Source organism: Enterobacter sp. EC_64 (assembly GCF_019584165.1).
Lineage (GTDB): Bacteria > Pseudomonadota > Gammaproteobacteria > Enterobacterales > Enterobacteriaceae > Enterobacter > Enterobacter roggenkampii.
The window spans coordinates 1-18059 of the sequence record NZ_VDAS01000045.1; the positions used below are offsets into that span (position 1 = coordinate 1).

The 18059-nt window shown below is 59.3% G+C and carries 16 protein-coding genes and 1 pseudogene; 14 read left to right on the forward strand and 3 right to left on the reverse strand.

The window, feature by feature from the left end; genetic code table 11:
* Positions 1 to 282 precede the first annotated feature (282 nt).
* The 5 genes from arcA (at position 283) to FHC52_RS21365 (ending at position 5467) form a co-directional block, all read left to right on the forward strand.
* Positions 283 to 1503, forward strand: a complete 1221-nt coding sequence (arcA, locus tag FHC52_RS21345) for an arginine deiminase (protein WP_008501384.1) — start codon at positions 283 to 285, stop codon at positions 1501 to 1503.
* Between the two features lie 10 nt (positions 1504 to 1513).
* Positions 1514 to 2425: a carbamate kinase gene (gene arcC / locus FHC52_RS21350; protein ID WP_126287549.1), complete on the forward strand. Its 912-nt coding sequence runs from the start codon at positions 1514 to 1516 to the stop codon at positions 2423 to 2425.
* 26 nt (positions 2426 to 2451) lie between these two features.
* Positions 2452 to 3456 carry an ornithine carbamoyltransferase gene (gene argF, locus FHC52_RS21355; RefSeq protein ID WP_008501386.1) on the forward strand — a complete coding sequence of 335 codons (1005 nt, stop codon included), beginning with the start codon at positions 2452 to 2454 and terminating at the stop codon, positions 3454 to 3456.
* Positions 3457 to 3503: 47 nt separating this feature from the next.
* Positions 3504 to 4907, forward strand: a complete 1404-nt coding sequence (locus FHC52_RS21360) for a YfcC family protein (RefSeq protein WP_008501387.1) — start codon at positions 3504 to 3506, stop codon at positions 4905 to 4907.
* A gap of 80 nt (positions 4908 to 4987) precedes the next feature.
* Positions 4988 to 5467, forward strand: coding sequence for an arginine repressor (locus FHC52_RS21365; protein WP_025912003.1), 480 nt, complete (start codon positions 4988 to 4990; stop codon positions 5465 to 5467).
* A gap of 3 nt (positions 5468 to 5470) precedes the next feature.
* Here the strand turns inward: FHC52_RS21365 and FHC52_RS21370 are convergent.
* A pseudogene (locus FHC52_RS21370) lies at positions 5471 to 5588 on the reverse strand (hypothetical protein).
* On the opposite strand from FHC52_RS21370, the gene FHC52_RS21375 reads away from it, so the two are divergent.
* The 4 genes from FHC52_RS21375 to ridA all read left to right on the forward strand — a co-directional run bounded on the left by FHC52_RS21375 (position 5568) and on the right by ridA (position 7573).
* Complete coding sequence (locus FHC52_RS21375) at positions 5568 to 5672, forward strand: pyrBI operon leader peptide (protein ID WP_206513381.1); 105 nt, start codon at positions 5568 to 5570, stop codon at positions 5670 to 5672. The pseudogene FHC52_RS21370 and the gene FHC52_RS21375 overlap by 21 nt on opposite strands.
* Before the next feature lie 34 nt (positions 5673 to 5706).
* The gene (gene pyrB, locus FHC52_RS21380; RefSeq protein WP_126287547.1) at positions 5707 to 6639 is read left to right on the forward strand and encodes an aspartate carbamoyltransferase; all 933 of its coding nucleotides are present in this window, start codon (positions 5707 to 5709) and stop codon (positions 6637 to 6639) included.
* A gap of 12 nt (positions 6640 to 6651) precedes the next feature.
* The gene (gene pyrI / locus FHC52_RS21385) at positions 6652 to 7113 is read left to right on the forward strand and encodes an aspartate carbamoyltransferase regulatory subunit (protein WP_008501390.1); all 462 of its coding nucleotides are present in this window, start codon (positions 6652 to 6654) and stop codon (positions 7111 to 7113) included.
* A 73-nt stretch (positions 7114 to 7186) separates the two neighbouring features.
* Complete coding sequence (ridA, locus tag FHC52_RS21390; protein WP_008501391.1) at positions 7187 to 7573, forward strand: 2-iminobutanoate/2-iminopropanoate deaminase; 387 nt, start codon at positions 7187 to 7189, stop codon at positions 7571 to 7573.
* Between the two features lie 51 nt (positions 7574 to 7624).
* On the opposite strand, the gene FHC52_RS21395 is transcribed toward ridA, so the two are convergent.
* Together FHC52_RS21395 and mgtA are read right to left on the reverse strand one after the other, a co-directional pair.
* Positions 7625 to 10009, reverse strand: coding sequence for a beta-N-acetylhexosaminidase (locus FHC52_RS21395; RefSeq protein ID WP_220420263.1), 2385 nt, complete (start codon positions 10007 to 10009; stop codon positions 7625 to 7627).
* A 199-nt stretch (positions 10010 to 10208) separates the two neighbouring features.
* The gene (mgtA, locus tag FHC52_RS21400; RefSeq protein ID WP_220420264.1) at positions 10209 to 12917 is read right to left on the reverse strand and encodes a magnesium-translocating P-type ATPase; all 2709 of its coding nucleotides are present in this window, start codon (positions 12915 to 12917) and stop codon (positions 10209 to 10211) included.
* Positions 12918 to 13308: 391 nt separating this feature from the next.
* On the opposite strand from mgtA, the gene treR reads away from it, so the two are divergent.
* From treR to FHC52_RS23090, 5 genes are all read left to right on the forward strand, one after another.
* Positions 13309 to 14256 (forward strand): trehalose operon repressor TreR, encoded by a 948-nt coding sequence (gene treR / locus FHC52_RS21405; RefSeq protein ID WP_126287545.1) that lies wholly within the window; start codon positions 13309 to 13311, stop codon positions 14254 to 14256.
* Positions 14257 to 14385: 129 nt separating this feature from the next.
* The gene (treB, locus tag FHC52_RS21410) at positions 14386 to 15804 is read left to right on the forward strand and encodes a PTS trehalose transporter subunit IIBC (RefSeq protein WP_023293415.1); all 1419 of its coding nucleotides are present in this window, start codon (positions 14386 to 14388) and stop codon (positions 15802 to 15804) included.
* Between the two features lie 51 nt (positions 15805 to 15855).
* The gene (treC, locus tag FHC52_RS21415) at positions 15856 to 17511 is read left to right on the forward strand and encodes an alpha,alpha-phosphotrehalase (RefSeq protein ID WP_126287544.1); all 1656 of its coding nucleotides are present in this window, start codon (positions 15856 to 15858) and stop codon (positions 17509 to 17511) included.
* Positions 17512 to 17643: 132 nt separating this feature from the next.
* Positions 17644 to 17967, forward strand: coding sequence for a hypothetical protein (locus tag FHC52_RS21420; protein WP_259280435.1), 324 nt, complete (start codon positions 17644 to 17646; stop codon positions 17965 to 17967).
* Between the two features lie 33 nt (positions 17968 to 18000).
* Positions 18001 to 18059 (forward strand): IS1 family transposase (locus tag FHC52_RS23090; protein ID WP_136697432.1); only part of this gene is annotated, 59 nt, incomplete at its 3' end.

The window sequence follows — 18059 nt, forward strand, 5'->3', positions numbered from 1 at the left end:
GTCTAAATAGGCTGATTCAAGGCATTTACGGGAGAAAAAATCGGCTCAAACATGAAGAAATGAAATGACTGAGTCAGCCGAGAAGAATTTCCCCGCTTATTCGCACCTTCCCTAATGAAAACAAACCGCATAATATCCATTTTCGCGTGAGCAACATCACAATACGGATTATTTAACTGCCTAGTATGAACCACGAAATCAATTGAGCTTAGCCGCCATGCAATTAAATACATGACATGGCGCATGCCCTTTTTATTCTGAAAAACAGTTAAAGGAATAATTATGGAAAAGCATTACGTCGGTTCTGAAATTGGTCAATTACGTAGCGTTATGCTGCACCGCCCAAATTTAAGTCTGAAACGCTTAACGCCATCAAACTGTCAGGAGCTGCTTTTCGATGACGTGCTCTCGGTTGAGCGGGCGGGTGAGGAGCATGACATCTTCGCCAACACGCTGCGCGAGCAGGGGGTGGAAGTCCTGCTGCTGACCGACCTGCTGACACAAACCCTTGATATCGCTGAGGCGAAAGCCTGGCTGCTGGAGACGCAAATCTCTGATTACCGCCTCGGCCCAACCTTTGCTGGCGACGTACGCGGCTGGCTGGCGGATATGCCGCACCGGGAACTGGCGCGCAGATTAAGCGGCGGATTAACCTACGGTGAAATTCCGGCAGCCATTAAAAATATGGTGGTGGATACCCACACGGCGAATGATTTTATTATGAAGCCACTGCCGAACCATTTATTTACCCGCGATACCTCCTGCTGGATCTATAACGGCGTCTCTATTAACCCAATGGCCAAACCGGCGCGTCAGCGTGAAACCAATAACCTGCGGGCAATATATCGCTGGCACCCGGCGTTCGCCGACGGCGATTTTATTAAGTATTTCGGCGACGAGAATATTAATTACGACCACGCCACTTTAGAAGGCGGCGACGTATTAGTCATTGGCCGCGGTGCGGTATTGATCGGCATGTCCGAGCGCACGACGCCGCAGGGCGTGGAGTTCCTCGCCAACAGCCTGTTCAAACACCGCCAGGCCGAGCGCGTGATCGCCGTTGAGCTGCCAAAACACCGCTCCTGCATGCACCTCGACACCGTCATGACCCACATCGACGTGGACACTTTCTCCGTCTACCCGGAAGTGGTGCGTAAAGACGCCCAGTGCTGGACGCTCACCCCGGACGGCCGCGGCGGCCTGCTGCGCACCCAGGAAACCGACCTGCTGCACGCCATTGAGAAGGCGCTCGGCATTAACCAGGTACGTCTGATCACCACCGGCGGCGACGCCTTTGAGGCCGAACGCGAGCAGTGGAACGACGCCAACAACGTGCTCACCATTCGCCCGGGCGTGGTGATCGGCTACGAGCGCAACGTCTGGACCAACGAGAAATACGACAAAGCGGGTATCACCGTGCTGCCTATCCCGGGCGACGAACTCGGACGCGGCCGCGGCGGCGCGCGCTGCATGAGCTGCCCGCTGGAACGCGACGGAATTTAAAGGAGCCATCATGGAACGAAAACCCACTCTGGTTGTGGCCCTGGGCGGCAACGCGCTGCTCAAGCGCGGCGAGCCGCTGGAAGCGGAGATCCAGCGCCAGAACATCGAGCAGGCCGCCCGCACCATCGCCGGGCTGACGGCGCAGTGGCGCGTGGTGCTGGTACACGGCAACGGGCCGCAGGTCGGGCTGCTGGCGCTGCAGAACAGCGCCTACGACAAAGTCACGCCCTACCCGCTGGACGTTCTTGGCGCCGAAAGCCAGGGAATGATCGGCTACATGCTCCAGCAGGCGCTGAAAAACAGCCTGCCGCAGCGGGAGGTGAGCGTTCTGCTCACCCAGGTAGAAGTGGACGCCGCCGACCCGGCCTTCAGTAACCCGACCAAATACATCGGCCCGGTCTACAGCGAAGCCCAGGCAAAAACGCTGGCCGCGGAGAAAGGCTGGGTGTTTAAGGCCGACGGCAGCTACGTCCGCCGCGTGGTGCCCTCTCCGCAGCCGAAGCGCATCGTTGAGAGCGACGCCATCACGGCGCTGATCCAGCGCGACCACCTGGTGATCTGCAACGGCGGCGGCGGGGTGCCGGTGGTGGAACAGGCCAAAGGCTATCGCGGGATCGAGGCGGTAATCGATAAAGACCTCTCCGCCGCCCTGCTGGCGCGCCAGATCGAAGCCGATGCCCTGCTGATCCTGACCGATGCCGACGCGGTGTACCTCGACTGGGGCAAACCAACCCAGCGTCCGCTGGCGCAGGTGACGCCGGAGCTGCTCAGGGGCATGCAGTTCGACGCCGGCTCGATGGGGCCGAAGGTGGCCGCCTGCCGCGAGTTCGTTGAAGCCTGCAACGGGATAGCCGGGATCGGCGCGCTGGCCGACGGCGCGGAGATCCTCGCGGGCGAGAAAGGCACGTTGATTCGTAACTGAACACTCATTTTAAAAAGGATTTACCCATGACCATCAACCTGAAAAACCGCAACTTCCTGAAACTGCTGGACTACACCCCGGCGGAGATCCAGTACCTGATCGACCTCGCCATCGAGCTCAAGGCCGCCAAAAAAGCCGGGCGCGAGAAGCAAACCCTGGTCGGGAAAAACATCGCCCTGATCTTTGAAAAAACCTCCACCCGCACCCGCTGCGCCTTCGAAGTGGGCGCGTTCGACCAGGGCGCGCAGGTCACCTATCTCGGCCCAAGCGGCTCGCAGATTGGCCATAAAGAGTCGATGAAAGACACCGCCCGCGTGCTGGGCCGCATGTACGACGGCATCGAATACCGCGGCTACGGCCAGGCCATCGTCGAAGAGCTGGGCGAGTACGCGGGCGTGCCGGTATGGAACGGCCTGACCGACGAGTTCCACCCGACCCAAATTCTCGCCGACCTGATGACCATGCTGGAGCACTCCCCGGGCAAAACCCTGCCGGAGCTGAGCTTTGCCTATCTCGGCGACGCGCGAAACAACATGGGCAACTCCCTGATGGTCGGTGCGGCCAAGATGGGGATGGATATCCGCCTCGTTGCGCCGAAATCCTTCTGGCCGGAGGCAGGCCTGGTTGAGCAGTGCCGCGCCATTGCGAAAGAGACGGGCGCGCGCATCACCCTCACCGACGACGTGGAAGAAGGCGTGCAGGGGACCGATTTCCTCTACACCGACGTGTGGGTCTCCATGGGCGAGCCGAAGGAAGCCTGGGCCGAGCGCGTCAGCCTGATGAAGCCGTATCAGATTAACGCCCAGGTGATGAAGGCAACCGGCAACCCGAACGTCAAGTTCATGCACTGCCTGCCGGCGTTCCACAACGAGCACACCAAAGTGGGCCGCGAGATCGAGATGGCGTACGGGCTGAAGGGACTGGAGGTGACGGAAGAGGTCTTCGAATCACCGAACTCCATCGTCTTCGACGAGGCAGAGAACCGCATGCACACCATTAAAGCGGTCATGGTGGCGACACTCGGCGACTAATCACCGCCCGGCGCGCCGCGGGGTGCGCCGGGTTTCAGGAGAACATCATGGGCAAGTTCAAGTTTCCCTCCGCTTACACCATTCTCTTTTTTCTGATTGCCGTCGTGGCCGTGCTGACGTGGATTGTCCCGGCCGGGCAGTACCATATGGCAATGAACGAGGCGCTCGGCAAAGACGTCCCCGTTGCAGGCACCTACGCGCACGTCGCGGCGCATCCGCAGGGGCTGGTTTCGGTGCTGATGGCGCCGATTGCCGGGCTGTACGATCCGGAATCCGGCCAGGCCGGGGCGATCGACGTGGCGCTGTTTATTCTGATCATCGGGGGATTCCTCGGGATCGTCACCAAAACCGGGGCGATTGACGCCGGGATCGAGCGTGTGACCACCCGACTGCGCGGACGCGAGGAGTGGATGATCCCGATCCTGATGGCGCTGTTTGCCGCAGGCGGCACGATTTACGGTATGGCCGAAGAGTCACTGCCCTTCTATACCTTACTGGTGCCGGTGATGCTGGCCGCGCGGTTCGATCCGGTTGTCGCCGCCTCTACCGTGCTGCTCGGGGCGGGGATCGGCACCCTCGGCTCCACCATTAACCCGTTTGCCACGGTGATCGCCGCCAACGCCGCCGGGATCCCCTTCACCAACGGCATCGCCCTGCGCGTGGCGCTGCTGGTCATCGGCTGGATCATCTGCGTGGCGTGGGTGATGCGCTACGCCCGCAAGGTGCGCAAGGATCCCTCGCAGTCCATCGTTGCAGACAAGCAGGAGGAGAACCTCGCCCATTTCCTCGGCAACAAGGGCGAACAGTCCCTGGAATTCACCCCGGTGCGCAAAATCATCCTGGTGATTTTCGCTCTGGCTTTCGCGGTGATGATTTACGGCGTGGCGGTGCTGGGCTGGTGGATGGCGGAGATTTCAGCGGTATTTCTCGCCAGCGCGATCATCGTCGGCCTGATTGCCCGCATGAGCGAAGAGGAGCTGACGTCGACGTTTATCAACGGCGCGCGAGATTTGCTGGGCGTCGCGCTGATTATCGGCATCGCGCGCGGTATCGTAGTCATCATGGATAAGGGCATGATTACCCACACCATTTTGCACAGCGCGGAAGGGCTGGTCAGCGGGTTGTCCACGGTAGCGTTTATCAACGTGATGTACTGGCTGGAAGTCGTGCTGTCGTTTCTTGTGCCTTCTTCATCCGGCCTGGCCGTTCTGACGATGCCGATCATGGCGCCGCTTGCTGATTTCGCTAACGTCAACCGCGACCTGGTGGTTACGGCTTACCAGTCGGCCTCCGGCATCGTTAACCTCGTCACGCCGACCTCTGCGGTGGTTATGGGCGGGCTGGCTATCGCCCGGGTACCTTACGTGCGCTACCTGAAATGGGTGGCGCCGCTGCTGGCGATCCTGACGGTGGTGATTATGGTGGCGTTAAGTCTGGGGGCGTTGTTGTAATTTGCCGGATGGCGCTGCGCTTATCCGGCCTACGGATCGGTGCGGTGTCACCGGTTATTTCGGGAACTGATATGGGAAACATGATGGATTACGAAGAGTACTCTCCCAAAGAACAGCTGCAGCTCACGGTGTGCCAGCGTTTGATCGCCGAAAAGAGTTACCTTTCGCAGGAAGAGATTCGCCGCGACCTGCAGGAGAGAGGGTTTGACAGCATCAGCCAGTCGACCGTTTCGCGATTGCTGAAGTTGCTCGGAGTCATAAAAATTCGAAATGCCAAAGGGCTAAAGATTTATTCGTTGAATCCTCAGCTGCGCCCTGCCCCCGACGCCGCGCGTACCGTTTCGGAAATGGTGGTCAGCGTTGAGCATAATAGCGAGTTTATCCTTGTCCATACCGTCGCCGGATATGGCCGCGCGGTGGCGCGTATTCTGGATTATCACCAGCTTCCGGAAATTTTAGGCGTGGTGGCCGGCAGCAGTATTGTCTGGGTCGCCCCCCGGGTGGTAAAGCGCACCGCGCTGGTGCATAAGCAAATTAATTATTTACTCAGAACGCATTAATATTCACAAAGAACCGTTTGCATTGAGTAAAGCGTGCATTAAATCGCTTGATCAGAAAAGCGAGCTGCGTATAATGCCCGACAATTTGCCGGGAGGAAGCATGGTCAAGCGTGTACGACATAACGTCTTACAGCGTCTGAAATCAGACGCTGGCCTGCCGTTTTTCTTCCCGTTGCTAAACCTATTCCCAGAGCCCCTCATTTGAGGGGCTTTTTTTTGCCCGGCGTCAGGAGATAAACATGAATCCGCTTTATCAAAAACACATCATTTCCATAAACGACCTCAGCCGCGAAGAGCTGGAACTGGTTCTGGAAACCGCGGCAAAACTGAAGGCCAATCCGCAACCGGAGCTGCTGAAGCACAAGGTGATTGCGAGCTGCTTCTTTGAAGCCTCGACCCGCACCCGCCTCTCCTTTGAGACCTCCATGCACCGCCTGGGCGCGAGCGTGGTGGGCTTCTCTGACAGCAGCAACACGTCGCTGGGTAAAAAAGGCGAGACCCTGGCGGATACCATTTCAGTGATTAGCACCTACGTCGACGCGATTGTGATGCGTCACCCGCAGGAGGGCGCGGCGCGCCTGGCAACCGAGTTTTCCGGCGGCATTCCGGTGCTGAACGCCGGTGACGGTGCCAACCAGCACCCAACGCAGACGCTGCTGGATCTGTTCACCATTCAGGAGACCCAGGGCAAGCTCGAGAACCTGAACATCGCCATGGTTGGCGACCTGAAGTATGGCCGCACCGTCCACTCCCTGACCCAGGCGCTGGCGAAATTTAACGGCAACCGCTTCTACTTCATTGCCCCGGAGGCGCTGGCGATGCCGCAGTACATTCTCGACATGCTGGACGAGAAAGGCATTGCGTGGAGCCTGCATGCCAGCATCGAAGAGGTGATGAACCACGTGGATATTCTGTACATGACCCGCGTGCAGAAAGAGCGTCTGGACCCGTCCGAATACGCCAACGTGAAGGCGCAGTTCGTGCTGCGCGCCAGCGACCTGGAAGGCGCGCGCGACAACATGAAGGTCCTGCATCCGCTGCCGCGCATCGATGAAATCACCACAGACGTGGATAAAACGCCGCACGCCTGGTACTTCCAGCAGGCCGGGAACGGCATCTTCGCTCGCCAGGCGTTACTGGCACTGGTTCTGAATCGCGAATTAGCTCTGTAAGGGGAGACGACCATGACACACGATAACAAACTCCAGGTTGAAGCCATCAAGCGTGGCACCGTGATTGACCATATCCCTGCGCAGGTGGGCTTTAAGCTGCTGACGCTGTTCAAACTGACCGAAACTGACCAGCGCATCACCATCGGCCTGAACCTGCCGTCGGGCGAGATGGGCCGCAAAGACCTGATCAAAATCGAGAACACCTTCCTGACCGACGAGCAGGTTAACCAGCTGTCGCTGTACGCGCCGGACGCCACCGTCAACCGCATCGACGAGTACGAAGTGGTCGGCAAATCCCGCCCGAGCCTGCCAGAACGTATCGAAAGCGTGCTGGTCTGCCCGAACAGCAACTGCATCAGTCATGCTGAGCCGGTTTCCTCCAGTTTCGCAGTGAAAAAGCGCGCGAATGACATCGCGCTCAAATGCAAATACTGCGAAAAAGAGTTTTCTCATTATGTGGTGCTGGCCAACTAATTGAGGTTGGTAATGAAATCCCGGCTGTTATAATGGCCGGGAACATTCTTAACGCTGTAATTCTGGAGAAAACATGAGCAAAGTACTCGCGACGGAAAATGCACCAGCCGCTATCGGCCCTTACGTTCAGGGCGTTGATCTGGGCAGCATGATCATCACTTCAGGTCAGATCCCCGTAAACCCAAAAACCGGCGCGGTGCCGGAAGATGTCGCGGCGCAGGCGCGTCAGTCGCTGGAAAACGTGCAGGCTATCGTGGAATCTGCCGGCCTGAAAGTGGGTGATATCGTGAAAACCACCGTGTTCGTGAAGGATCTGAACGATTTCGCGACCGTTAACGCCACCTACGAAGCGTTCTTCACCGAGCATAACGCCACCTTCCCGGCGCGCTCCTGCGTGGAAGTGGCGCGTCTGCCAAAAGACGTGAAAATTGAAATCGAAGCGATTGCCGTTCGTCGCTAATTCGCTTTGGCGATGAAAAAAGGCAGCCCAGGCTGCCTTTTTTGTTGCTTGCTACTGATTCCGCGTGGCGCGCAGCAGCGTCTCCAGCGGGTACACCGCCGCAATCACCACTTCGTCCTGCACCTTCGCCGCGTTATCCAGCTCGCTCTGAATCGAGGCGATCTCTTTGTCATCCAGCGTGCCCTGACGCGCCACCAGGTCGGTGAGCCGCAGGCCAATCGACGCCAGCTTATCCACCTCCTGAATCACCGGCTTCATCGCCTTCAGCTGATAGCTGTTTTCGCTTAAGGCCAGCGCGTCGCTGGTGTTGCTCTGCCAGCGGTTAAAGACGTGGCGCAGGGCGTCGGCGCTTTCCGTGTCTTCCGCATCGCTCACCAGACGGTCCGCCCACTTGTGCATCTGGCGCACGGTGGTGCTTTCGGCGTTCAGCGCATCCGCAAAGCGGTTGAGCGGCTCGAACTGATGGTAGTTTCCTGCCTGGAACTTCAGGTGCTGGCGGGTGTAATACTGAGCCGGTTCAATCGCCTGCGCGAGGACCTGCAGCGGCAGCGTGTCGGCATTACCGGCGAGGCGCGTGAACTGCACCTGCTGCTGGGTATGCTGCTGCAGCCCGACCGACACCGTCGACCAGCTGTCCATCGCCTGCAGGCGGGTGTACATGTTGTCGACGTCGTTGACGTCCTGCGCGGACCAGAGCCGCTCCGCCACCGCAAACGTACGTGGCCACAGGCGAATATCCAGCACCGGCGCCACCACGTTTTCCGCCCACAGCGCCGCTTCGCCGCCGAGCAGGTTGGATTGGTTCGCCACGTCCGGCACGACGGGCGGAACGCCTTTCGGCACGTCGTCCAGACGCGTGCCGCTAATCGGGTAGCGCGTATTCCCGACGAGGAAATAACCGGAGAGTTTGTCGTTATCGACGGTGACGACCGGGCGCGTTTCGCCCATCCAGGTATCGACCGTGAAGGTCACCTGATTGTCATCCCGCCATTCAATATCCTGCACCGCGCGGCGTGATTTCCCGGCAAAATCAATAAACCCGCGCCAGCCGGCATCCCCTTTCACCAGCGTGAAGCTCCCCTCCACCGGCTTGCCCTTCAGGCGCGGCATGGAGAAGGCCCAGCTCTGGGCGCTGTCGGTGTCCGCTATCACGTCCACGCCGTTTAACCCCTGCGGGACGATCTCGTTGCGGTAGTGATAGGCGGTGGACTGGGGCTGGTCGAGATAAAAGCCGGTCGACAGAATGCCCTTGTAGCCGCTCTGCGCCACCTGCCCCAGCGCGTCCTGGCCCTGCCAGGACTGGATCAGAATGCTTTTCGGCAGGTCAGGATGGTAGATCTCATCCCAGCCGACCATCTGGCGGTGATGCTTCTCAAGGATCGTTTCCAGCCTGCGGTTGAAGTACGCCTGCAGCGCGTGGCTGTCCGCCAGCCTGTTGTCGCGCATAAACTGCTGGATGGCCGGATTCGCTTTCCACTGGCTGTCGTCCACCTCGTCACCGCCGATGTGCAGATACGGATCGGGGAAGATCGCCGCCAGTTCGCTGACCATCGCGTCGGCAAAAGCGTAAGTTGCGTCTTTTGTCGGATCCAGCACCGGCTTCAGCACGCCCCAGTGGCGTTCCATGGCGTACGGCCCCGGCGCGCTCATTAGCTCCGGGTAGGCCACGGCAATCGCCGAGGCGTGGCCCGGCATGTCGATCTCCGGCACCACGCGAATGCCGCGCTCGGCGGCGTAACGCACCACCTCGCGCATCTGCTCAGGCGTGTAGAACAGCCCGTCGCTGGCAAGCTGGGTTAATTTTGGATAACGCTTCGAGCTGAAGCGCCAGCCCTGGTCGTCGGTCAAATGCCAGTGCAGCACGTTGAGCTTCGCCGCGGCCATGCCTTCGATCTGACGTTTAATATCCGGCAGCGGGAGAAAGTGGCGTGCCGAATCGAGCAGCAGCCCGCGCCACGGGAAGCGCGGTGAATCTTCAATGGTCACCCACGGGATCGAGGTATTTTCCGCCCCGTTCTGCATCAGCTGGAGCAGGGTTTCCATGGCGCGCAAGGCACCGAAGCGGGTGTTGGCGGAGATGTTCACGCCGTTGGCGTCCACCGTGAGCTTATAGCTTTCATCGCTGTCCGGCAGCGGCTGCGGCTTCACCTTTTTAGCGATGGCGATGCGGATAGTTGGTTTGTCTGGCTTTTCAGCCTGAGGCTGCAGCGTCCAGCCGGTTTGCAGGGCGATGCGCTGGCGCAGTCGGTTGACGGCGTCACCGAGATCGTCCCCGCTGACGCTTACAGAAACGTTGTTGCTGAGCACCAGTGCGCCCTGGGTCGTCGGGCGTTCGACCTTCGCAGGCCAGGGCATTAAGGGGAGATCCCCTGCCGGGGCGGCAAAGGCAGAGGCGCCGAGCATCAGCCCGGCGGTTAAGAGACTGTACCGTAACATGAATGTTCCTTATCTGACGGGCCAAATAAAGGCAAAACATTCTGTTAACATGCGCTCAATTTGTCGTCAAGCGAATGCGCCGACGGAGATCACAGGTTGTTGAATTTGGGAGGAAAGCTATTGCCGGGTGGCGGCTTCGCCTTACCCGGCCTACGTTCGGATCGTAGGCCCGGTAAGCGCAGCGCCACCGGGCTTGCCGTTACTGCCAGCCATACCGACGCGCATAGAACCCTTTCACCATCTGGGTCAGCACCATATAACCGGCGAGGATCGCCACCAGCCACGGGAAGTAGCTCAGCGGCAGCGCCTGCAGCTGCAGGTAGCTCGCCAGCGGTGAGAACGGCAGCGCGATGCCGAGCGCCATCACAATCCCCGTCATCACAATCAGCGGCCACGCGGCGCGGCTCTGGATGAACGGAATGCGGCGGGTGCGGATCATGTGCACAATCAGCGTCTGCGACAGCAGCCCGACCACGAACCAGCCGGACTGGAACAGCGTCTGGTGTTCCGGGGTGTTGGCGTGGAACACAAACCACATCAGGCAGAAGGTCAGGATGTCGAAGATGGAGCTGATCGGGCCAAAGAACAGCATAAAGCGCCCAAGATCTGCCGGGTTCCAGTGCTGCGGCTTCTGGATCTGCTCGTCGTCCACGTTATCAAACGGGATCGCCACCTGAGACACGTCATACATCAGGTTCTGGATCAGCAGGTGCAGCGGCAGCATCGGCAGGAACGGCAGAAACGCGCTCGCCACCAGCACGCTGAAGACGTTACCGAAGTTGGAGCTGGCGGTCATCTTGATGTACTTGAGCATATTGGCAAAGGTACGGCGCCCTTCGATCACGCCCTCCTCCAGCACCATCAGGCTCTTTTCCAGCAGAATGATATCCGCCGCTTCGCGGGCAATATCGACCGCCCCGTCTACCGAGATACCGATATCCGCCGCACGCAGGGCGGGCGCGTCGTTGATGCCGTCGCCCATGAAGCCCACCACGTGCCCTTCTCGCTTAAGCAGGGTGACGATGCGCTCTTTGTGCATCGGCGTCAGGCGGGCAAACAGCGTGGTGCGCTGGGCCAGCTTCGCCAGCTCGTCATCGGAGAGATGTTCAATATCGCTCCCCACCACCACGTCGCCCGCGTCCAGCCCCACCTCGTGGCACACTTTGGCCGCCACCAGCTCGCTGTCGCCGGTGAGAATTTTGACGGTAATGCCGCTCGCCTTCAGCGCCTTCAGCGCCGGGGCGGTGGTCTCTTTCGGCGGATCGAGGAAGGCGATGTAGCCCTCGAGGATCAGATCGGATTCGTCAATACGCTGGTAATCCCCCTCACGCGCGGGCAGGAACTTGCTCGCCACCGCCACCACGCGCAGCCCCTGACGGTTGAGGTTGTCGGTGACGCGCTTGATGCGGCGCAGCATGGTGTCGTCCAGCGGCACGATGTCGCCGTTATAGCGTACCTGCGTCGACACGTTCAGGATCTCCTGCAGCGCCCCTTTGCAGATCAGCTGATGCACGTTCGGCTGCTCGCTCACCACCACCGACATCCGGCGGCGCTCGAAGTCGAACGGGATCTCATCCACCTTCTGCCAGCGGCCGGAGAGCGTGCGGGCGGCCTCCTCGTCCACGCCTTCCAGCACGGCGACGTCGAGCAGGTTTTTCAGCCCGGTCTGGTAATGGCTGTTCAGCCACGCGCTGTGCAGCACGCGCTCGCTGGTTTTGCCGGAAATGTCGGTGTGGTTCTCCAGCACGATTTTGTCCTGCGTCAGAGTGCCGGTTTTATCGGTGCAGAGAATGTCCATCGCGCCAAAGTTCTGAATGGCATCAAGGTGTTTGACGATCACCTTTTGTTTAGAGAGCTTCACCGCCCCGCGCGCCAGCGTAGAGGTCACAATCATCGGCAGCATTTCCGGCGTTAAGCCGACCGCCACGGAGAGCGCGAACAGCGCCGCCTCCCACCAGTCGCCTTTGGTGTAGCCGTTGATCAGCAGCACGATTGGCGTCATCACCATCATAAAGCGGATCAGCAGCATGCTGACGCGGCCAATCCCTTTCTGGAAGGCATTCGGCTCGCTCTCCTGCTCGCTGACGCGCCCGGCAAGCTGACCAAACCAGGTGTTGCCCCCGGTGGCGGTGACAATCGCCTGCGCGGTGCCGCTGACCACCGTGGTGCCCATAAAGCACAGGGTGTCGCACTCGAGCGGGTTCATCTGCTGCGGGTCGCGGCTGCGCGCCACCTTTTCAACGGGCAGGGATTCGCCGGTCAGGGAAGCCTGCGCCACAAAGAGATCGCGCGCCTGAATGATGCGTAAATCCGCCGGGATCATGTCCCCCGCGGCCAGCTTCACCAGATCGCCCGGCACCAGCTGGTCGATAGGCAATTCCACCCAGGCGTTTTCGCCGAGATCGTTGATCACGCGCGAGACGGTCGCGGTGTTGCTGACCATCGCCTTCAGGGCGTCCGCCGCTTTGGTGGAGCGGGCCTCCTGAATAAAGTTCAGCAGCGTGGAGATGCCCACCATCAGGGCAATCACCCCTGCGGCAAACAGATCTTCCGTCGCGTAGGAGATGAGGCCGAGCACGGTCAGCAGCAGGTTGAACGGGTTGCGGTAGCAGAGCCACAGATGCACCCACCACGGAGACGGCTTCTGCGCCGGAATGAGGTTATCGCCATGCACGGCGCGGATTTTTTCCACTTCTGCCGCGTTCAGCCCTTCCGGGTGCCCGCCAAAGGCGCGCCAGACTTCGTTTTCATCCATCGCCGCCACGTTCAGGCAGCGTTCGGTCAAGGACTCGGGGATCGCCGCCCCCGCTATGTTTTTGGCGTTTGGCAGCGGGTCGCGCTGAACAAGACGGTGTGGCAGGTGGCGGCTCAGCAGGGCCTGCAGCTGCCGGGTGATATTTTTAAACATCGTCATTCCTCCGCATCCGCAAAGGCGGACGCAGCATTTCCTTCAGGCGTGGCAAAGCCGTACCTGAGAGGCACTCAATTTTTCAAGCAGGAACGTTTGGAACGCTGCTGCCTCACATCACCGGTGAGTCAGCAACAGGCTGGCTTACCGGAAAGAACGCATTCTCCCGTTCAGGAGAGGTGTGGGATCGGGATCCATGAAGCCTCCGGTAAGTAAAAAGTAGGGTGTTGCCGCGCAGTATAAGGATTTAAGCGTACCCTTTTTGATGATTCGGGCGGTATTATACCCCCCTGCAAATAAACCGAACGTAAACCAGATTTAGCCCATAGCGAAATCGCGCTATAGCATTAGGCTCAATTCATTACATTGTCGTTGTTACAGGGAATACAGCATGCAGAACCGCCTTACGATTAAAGACATCGCGCGTTTAAGCGGCGTGGGGAAATCGACCGTCTCACGCGTGCTGAACAACGAAAGCGGCGTCAGCGAACGCACCCGCGAGCGCGTTGAGGCGGTCATGAATCAGCACGGCTTTTCCCCTTCCCGCTCCGCACGCGCCATGCGCGGGCAAAGTGACAAAGTGGTCGCCATCATTGTCTCGCGTCTGGATTCTCTGTCTGAAAACCTCGCCGTGCAGACCATGCTGCCCGCCTTCTATGAGCAGGGATATGACCCGATCATGATGGAGAGCCAGTTCTCGCCCCAGCTGGTAGAAGAGCATCTGGGGATGCTTCAGCGGCGCAACATTGACGGCGTGGTGCTGTTCGGCTTTACCGGCATCAAAGACGAGATGCTGAAACCCTGGCAGCCGTCGCTGGTGCTGCTGGCGCGCGATGCCCACGGTTTTGCCTCCGTCTGCTATGACGACGAGGGCGCGATTATCACCCTGATGCAGCGCCTGTTTGACGAAGGCCATCGCCACATCAGCTTCCTCGGCGTACCGCACGCGGACGTTACCACCGGCAAGCGACGCCATGAGGCCTATCTGGCCTTTTGCAAAAAGCACAACCTCTCCGCCGTGGCCTCCCTGCCGGGGCTGGGCATGAAGCAGGGCTACGAGCAGGTCGCCAGCGTCCTGAAGCCGCAGACCACCGCGCTGGTGTGCGCCACGGATACGCTGGCGCTGGGCGCGAGTAAATATCTGCAGGAGCAGCGTATCGACGGTCTGCAGGTCGCGAGCGTCGGCAGCACGCCGCTGATGAAGTTTTTGCACCCGGAGATCATCACCGTCGATCCGGGCTACGCTGAGTCCGGCAGACAGGCCGCCGCGCAGCTGATCGAGCAGATCAACGGGCGCGCAGAGCCGCGTCAGATCGTTATTCCTGCCCACCTTTCATAACCCCCACCAATCGGTTTATTGTGATCTTCGCCCGATTTCGGGAACGTTCCCATTTTCGCCGTCACGCTGAAGGAGTAGGCTTGCGCTCAGGTCATTACACCCCCTCACCATCTGTCATGAGGTTTCATGATGAGTAAAGTCAAACAAGCAGATATTGATCAGCTGATCGTCCTGGTCGGCGGCCGCGAAAACATCGCAACCGTCAGCCATTGCATTACCCGCCTGCGCTTCGTTCTGAACGATCCGGCCAAAGCGAACCCGAAGGCGATTGAAGAGCTTTCCATGGTAAAAGGCTGCTTCACCAACGCCGGTCAGTTCCAGGTGGTGATTGGTACTGAAGTGGGCGATTACTATCAGGCTCTGCTGGCGACCACCGGGCACAGCGCGGCGGATAAAGAGCAGGCCAAGAAGGCTGCGCGCCAGAATATGAAGTGGCACGAGCAGCTGATTTCCCACTTCGCGGAGATCTTCTTCCCGCTGCTGCCGGCGCTGATCAGCGGAGGCCTGATTTTAGGCTTCCGTAACGTCATCGGCGACGTGCCGATGAGCGACGGCAAGACCCTGGCGCAGATGTACCCGGCGCTGAAAACCGTGTACGACTTCCTGTGGCTGATTGGCGAAGCGATCTTCTTCTATCTGCCGGTCGGGATTTGCTGGTCCGCGGTGCGCAAGATGGGCGGTACCCCGATTCTGGGTATCGTGCTGGGCGTCACGCTGGTCTCTCCGCAGTTAATGAACGCTTACTTACTTGGTCAACAGGTGCCGGAGGTGTGGAACTTTGGCCTGTTTACCATCGCCAAAGTGGGCTATCAGGCGCAGGTCATTCCGGCCCTGCTGGCGGGCCTGGCGCTGGGCTTTATTGAAACCCGACTGAAACGCATCGTGCCGGATTACCTTTATCTGGTGGTGGTGCCGGTGTGCTCGCTGATTCTGGCGGTGTTCCTGGCGCATGCCTTTATCGGTCCGTTTGGCCGCATGATTGGCGACGGCGTGGCCTTCGCGGTGCGTCACCTGATGACCGGCAGCTTCGCCCCGATTGGCGCCGCGCTGTTTGGCTTCCTGTACGCCCCGCTGGTGATCACCGGCGTGCACCAGACCACGCTGGCGATTGATATGCAGATGATCCAGAGCCTCGGCGGCACGCCGGTCTGGCCGATTATCGCCCTGTCGAACATTGCTCAGGCGTCCGCGGTGACCGGCATCATTATCGTCAGCCGCAAGCACAACGAACGCGAGATCTCCGTTCCGGCGGCCATCTCCGCCTACCTCGGCGTCACCGAACCGGCAATGTACGGTATCAACCTGAAATACCGCTTCCCGATGCTCTGCGCGATGATCGGTTCCGGTCTGGCAGGCCTGGTGTGTGGACTGAACGGCGTGATGGCGAACGGGATTGGCGTCGGCGGCCTGCCGGGCATCCTCTCCATCCAGCCCGCTTACTGGCAGGTGTTTGCCCTGGCAATGGCCATCGCCATCATCGTCCCAATGGCGCTGACCACCGTGGTTTACCAGCGTAAGTTCCGTCAGGGCTCGCTGCAGATTGTTTAACTTCATCTTTCGGGGCGCAGTTGCGCCCCTTCGCATTTGCAGGAACGCATTATGAATACCCTTCCTCACTGGTGGCAGAACGGCGTCATCTACCAGATTTACCCAAAGAGTTTCCAGGACACCACCGGCAGCGGCACCGGCGATTTACACGGCGTGACGCAGCGTCTGGACTATCTGAAAACCCTTGGCATTGACGCTATCTGGCTGACGCCGTTTTATATCTCTCCGCAGGTGGACAACGGCTACGACGTGGCGAACTACACCGCCATCGATCCGGCCTACGGCACGCTGGATGATTTCGACGAGCTGGTCGCTGAGGCGCACGCGCGCGGCATTCGCATCGTGCTGGACATGGTGTTTAACCACACCTCCACGCAGCACGCCTGGTTCCGCGAGTCGCTGAACAAAGCGAGCCCGTACCGCCAGTTCTACATCTGGCGAGACGGCTCGCCGGAGCAGTTGCCCAACAACTGGCGCTCCAAGTTTGGCGGCAACGCCTGGCGCTGGCACGCGGAGAGGGAGCAGTATTACCTGCACCTGTTCGCGCCAGAGCAGGCGGACCTCAACTGGGAAAACCCGGCGGTGCGCGCCGAGTTGAAAAAGGTGTGCGAGTTCTGGGCCGATCGCGGCGTGGACGGCCTGCGTCTGGACGTCATTAACCTGATTTCAAAAGATCAGGATTTCCCGGACGACAACATCGGCGACGGTCGCCGCTTCTATACCGACGGGCCGCGCATTCATGAATATCTCCAGGAGATGAGCCGCGACGTCTTTACCCCGCGCAACCTGATGACGGTGGGCGAGATGTCCTCGACCTCGCTGGAGAACTGCCAGCAGTATGCTTCTCTCGATGGCCGCGAGCTGTCGATGACCTTTAACTTCCATCATCTGAAGGTGGATTACCCCGGCGGCGAAAAGTGGACGCTGGCGAAGCCGGACTTCGTGGCGCTGAAAACCCTCTTCCGCCACTGGCAGCAGGGGATGCACAACAAAGCCTGGAATGCGCTCTTCTGGTGTAACCACGATCAGCCGCGCATCGTGTCGCGCTTTGGTGATGAAGGCGAACACCGCGTACCGGCGGCGAAAATGCTCGGCATGGTGCTGCACGGGATGCAGGGCACGCCGTATATCTATCAGGGTGAAGAGCTTGGCATGACCAACCCGCACTTCAGCCGCATCACCGATTACCGCGACGTGGAAAGCCTGAACATGTTCGCCGAACTGCGCGCCAGCGGCCGCGAGCCGGATGAATTACTGGCGATTCTGGCGAGCAAGTCCCGCGACAACGGGCGAACCCCAATGCAGTGGGACGCGTCGCACAATGCGGGCTTTACCGAGGGCGAGCCGTGGATTGGGGTCTGCGATAACTACGAAACCGTGAACGCCCGCGCGGCGCTGGACGATGCGGATTCGGTGTTCTACACCTACCAGTCGCTGATTCGCCTGCGCAAAACCCTGCCGGTGCTGACGTGGGGGGATTATGAGGATCTCCTGCCGGAACACCCTTCCCTGTGGTGCTATCGCCGCCAGTGGCAGGGGCAGACGCTGATGGTGGTGGCGAACCTGAGTCGGGAACGCCAGCAGTGGCAGCCGGACCCGGTACAGGGCGCGTGGCGGGTCGCTCTCGGCAACTATGATGACGTTCCCTCCCGCCCCAATGCGCGGCTATTGCGCCCGTTTGAAGCCATCTGGTGGGTGCAGGAATAAATACCAGGAGATACAGCATGCTGTATCTCCTTTTTTATGTTTAGCGATACGCTAAATGTACGACGATAACTTTTACATCACGCTGTGCCAAAAATAAAAATAGCCCTGCCAATTAAATAACCTCGGCAGGATATGATGAAAAAGACAATTATTAAAGCAACGTGTATTAGCGCATTATTATTAAGCACGCAGGGATGGTGCGGAAATACATCCGTCGACCTTCGATTTGGTCATAATACGCGCTCAGACGTAAATGATTCACGTATTAAGGTCATGCATCAGGCAAATAACGGTTTTTACTTCTCCGTTGAAGCCGCACAAAACCACAACGATACCTTTTTTGGTGATACCGACCGATATAATCCCGATGACAAAGGGTTAACGGAAGCAGCACAGGAGATTGAAACGCGCTGGCGCTTCGATCTGGGTAATGGGGTAATGGTGCCAACTTACTGATTTAGTGTATGATGGTGTTTTTGAGGTGCTCCAGTGGCTTCTGTTTCTATCAGCTGTCCCTCCTGTTCAGCTACTGAAGGCGTGGTGCGTAA

Bases quoted from the DNA above. Each gene is read 5' to 3' on its own strand.
- arcA (WP_008501384.1), top strand. From the start codon at position 283: ATGGAAAAGCATTACGTCGGTTCTGAAATTGGTCAATTACGTAGCGTT.
- arcC (WP_126287549.1), top strand. From the start codon at position 1,514: ATGGAACGAAAACCCACTCTGGTTGTGGCCCTGGGCGGCAACGCGCTG.
- argF (WP_008501386.1), top strand. From the start codon at position 2,452: ATGACCATCAACCTGAAAAACCGCAACTTCCTGAAACTGCTGGACTAC.
- FHC52_RS21360 (WP_008501387.1), top strand. From the start codon at position 3,504: ATGGGCAAGTTCAAGTTTCCCTCCGCTTACACCATTCTCTTTTTTCTG.
- FHC52_RS21365 (WP_025912003.1), top strand. From the start codon at position 4,988: ATGATGGATTACGAAGAGTACTCTCCCAAAGAACAGCTGCAGCTCACG.
- FHC52_RS21375 (WP_206513381.1), top strand. From the start codon at position 5,568: ATGGTCAAGCGTGTACGACATAACGTCTTACAGCGTCTGAAATCAGAC.
- pyrB (WP_126287547.1), top strand. From the start codon at position 5,707: ATGAATCCGCTTTATCAAAAACACATCATTTCCATAAACGACCTCAGC.
- pyrI (WP_008501390.1), top strand. From the start codon at position 6,652: ATGACACACGATAACAAACTCCAGGTTGAAGCCATCAAGCGTGGCACC.
- ridA (WP_008501391.1), top strand. From the start codon at position 7,187: ATGAGCAAAGTACTCGCGACGGAAAATGCACCAGCCGCTATCGGCCCT.
- FHC52_RS21395 (WP_220420263.1), bottom strand. From the start codon at position 10,009: ATGTTACGGTACAGTCTCTTAACCGCCGGGCTGATGCTCGGCGCCTCT.
- mgtA (WP_220420264.1), bottom strand. From the start codon at position 12,917: ATGTTTAAAAATATCACCCGGCAGCTGCAGGCCCTGCTGAGCCGCCAC.
- treR (WP_126287545.1), top strand. From the start codon at position 13,309: ATGCAGAACCGCCTTACGATTAAAGACATCGCGCGTTTAAGCGGCGTG.
- treB (WP_023293415.1), top strand. From the start codon at position 14,386: ATGAGTAAAGTCAAACAAGCAGATATTGATCAGCTGATCGTCCTGGTC.
- treC (WP_126287544.1), top strand. From the start codon at position 15,856: ATGAATACCCTTCCTCACTGGTGGCAGAACGGCGTCATCTACCAGATT.
- FHC52_RS21420 (WP_259280435.1), top strand. From the start codon at position 17,644: ATGATGAAAAAGACAATTATTAAAGCAACGTGTATTAGCGCATTATTA.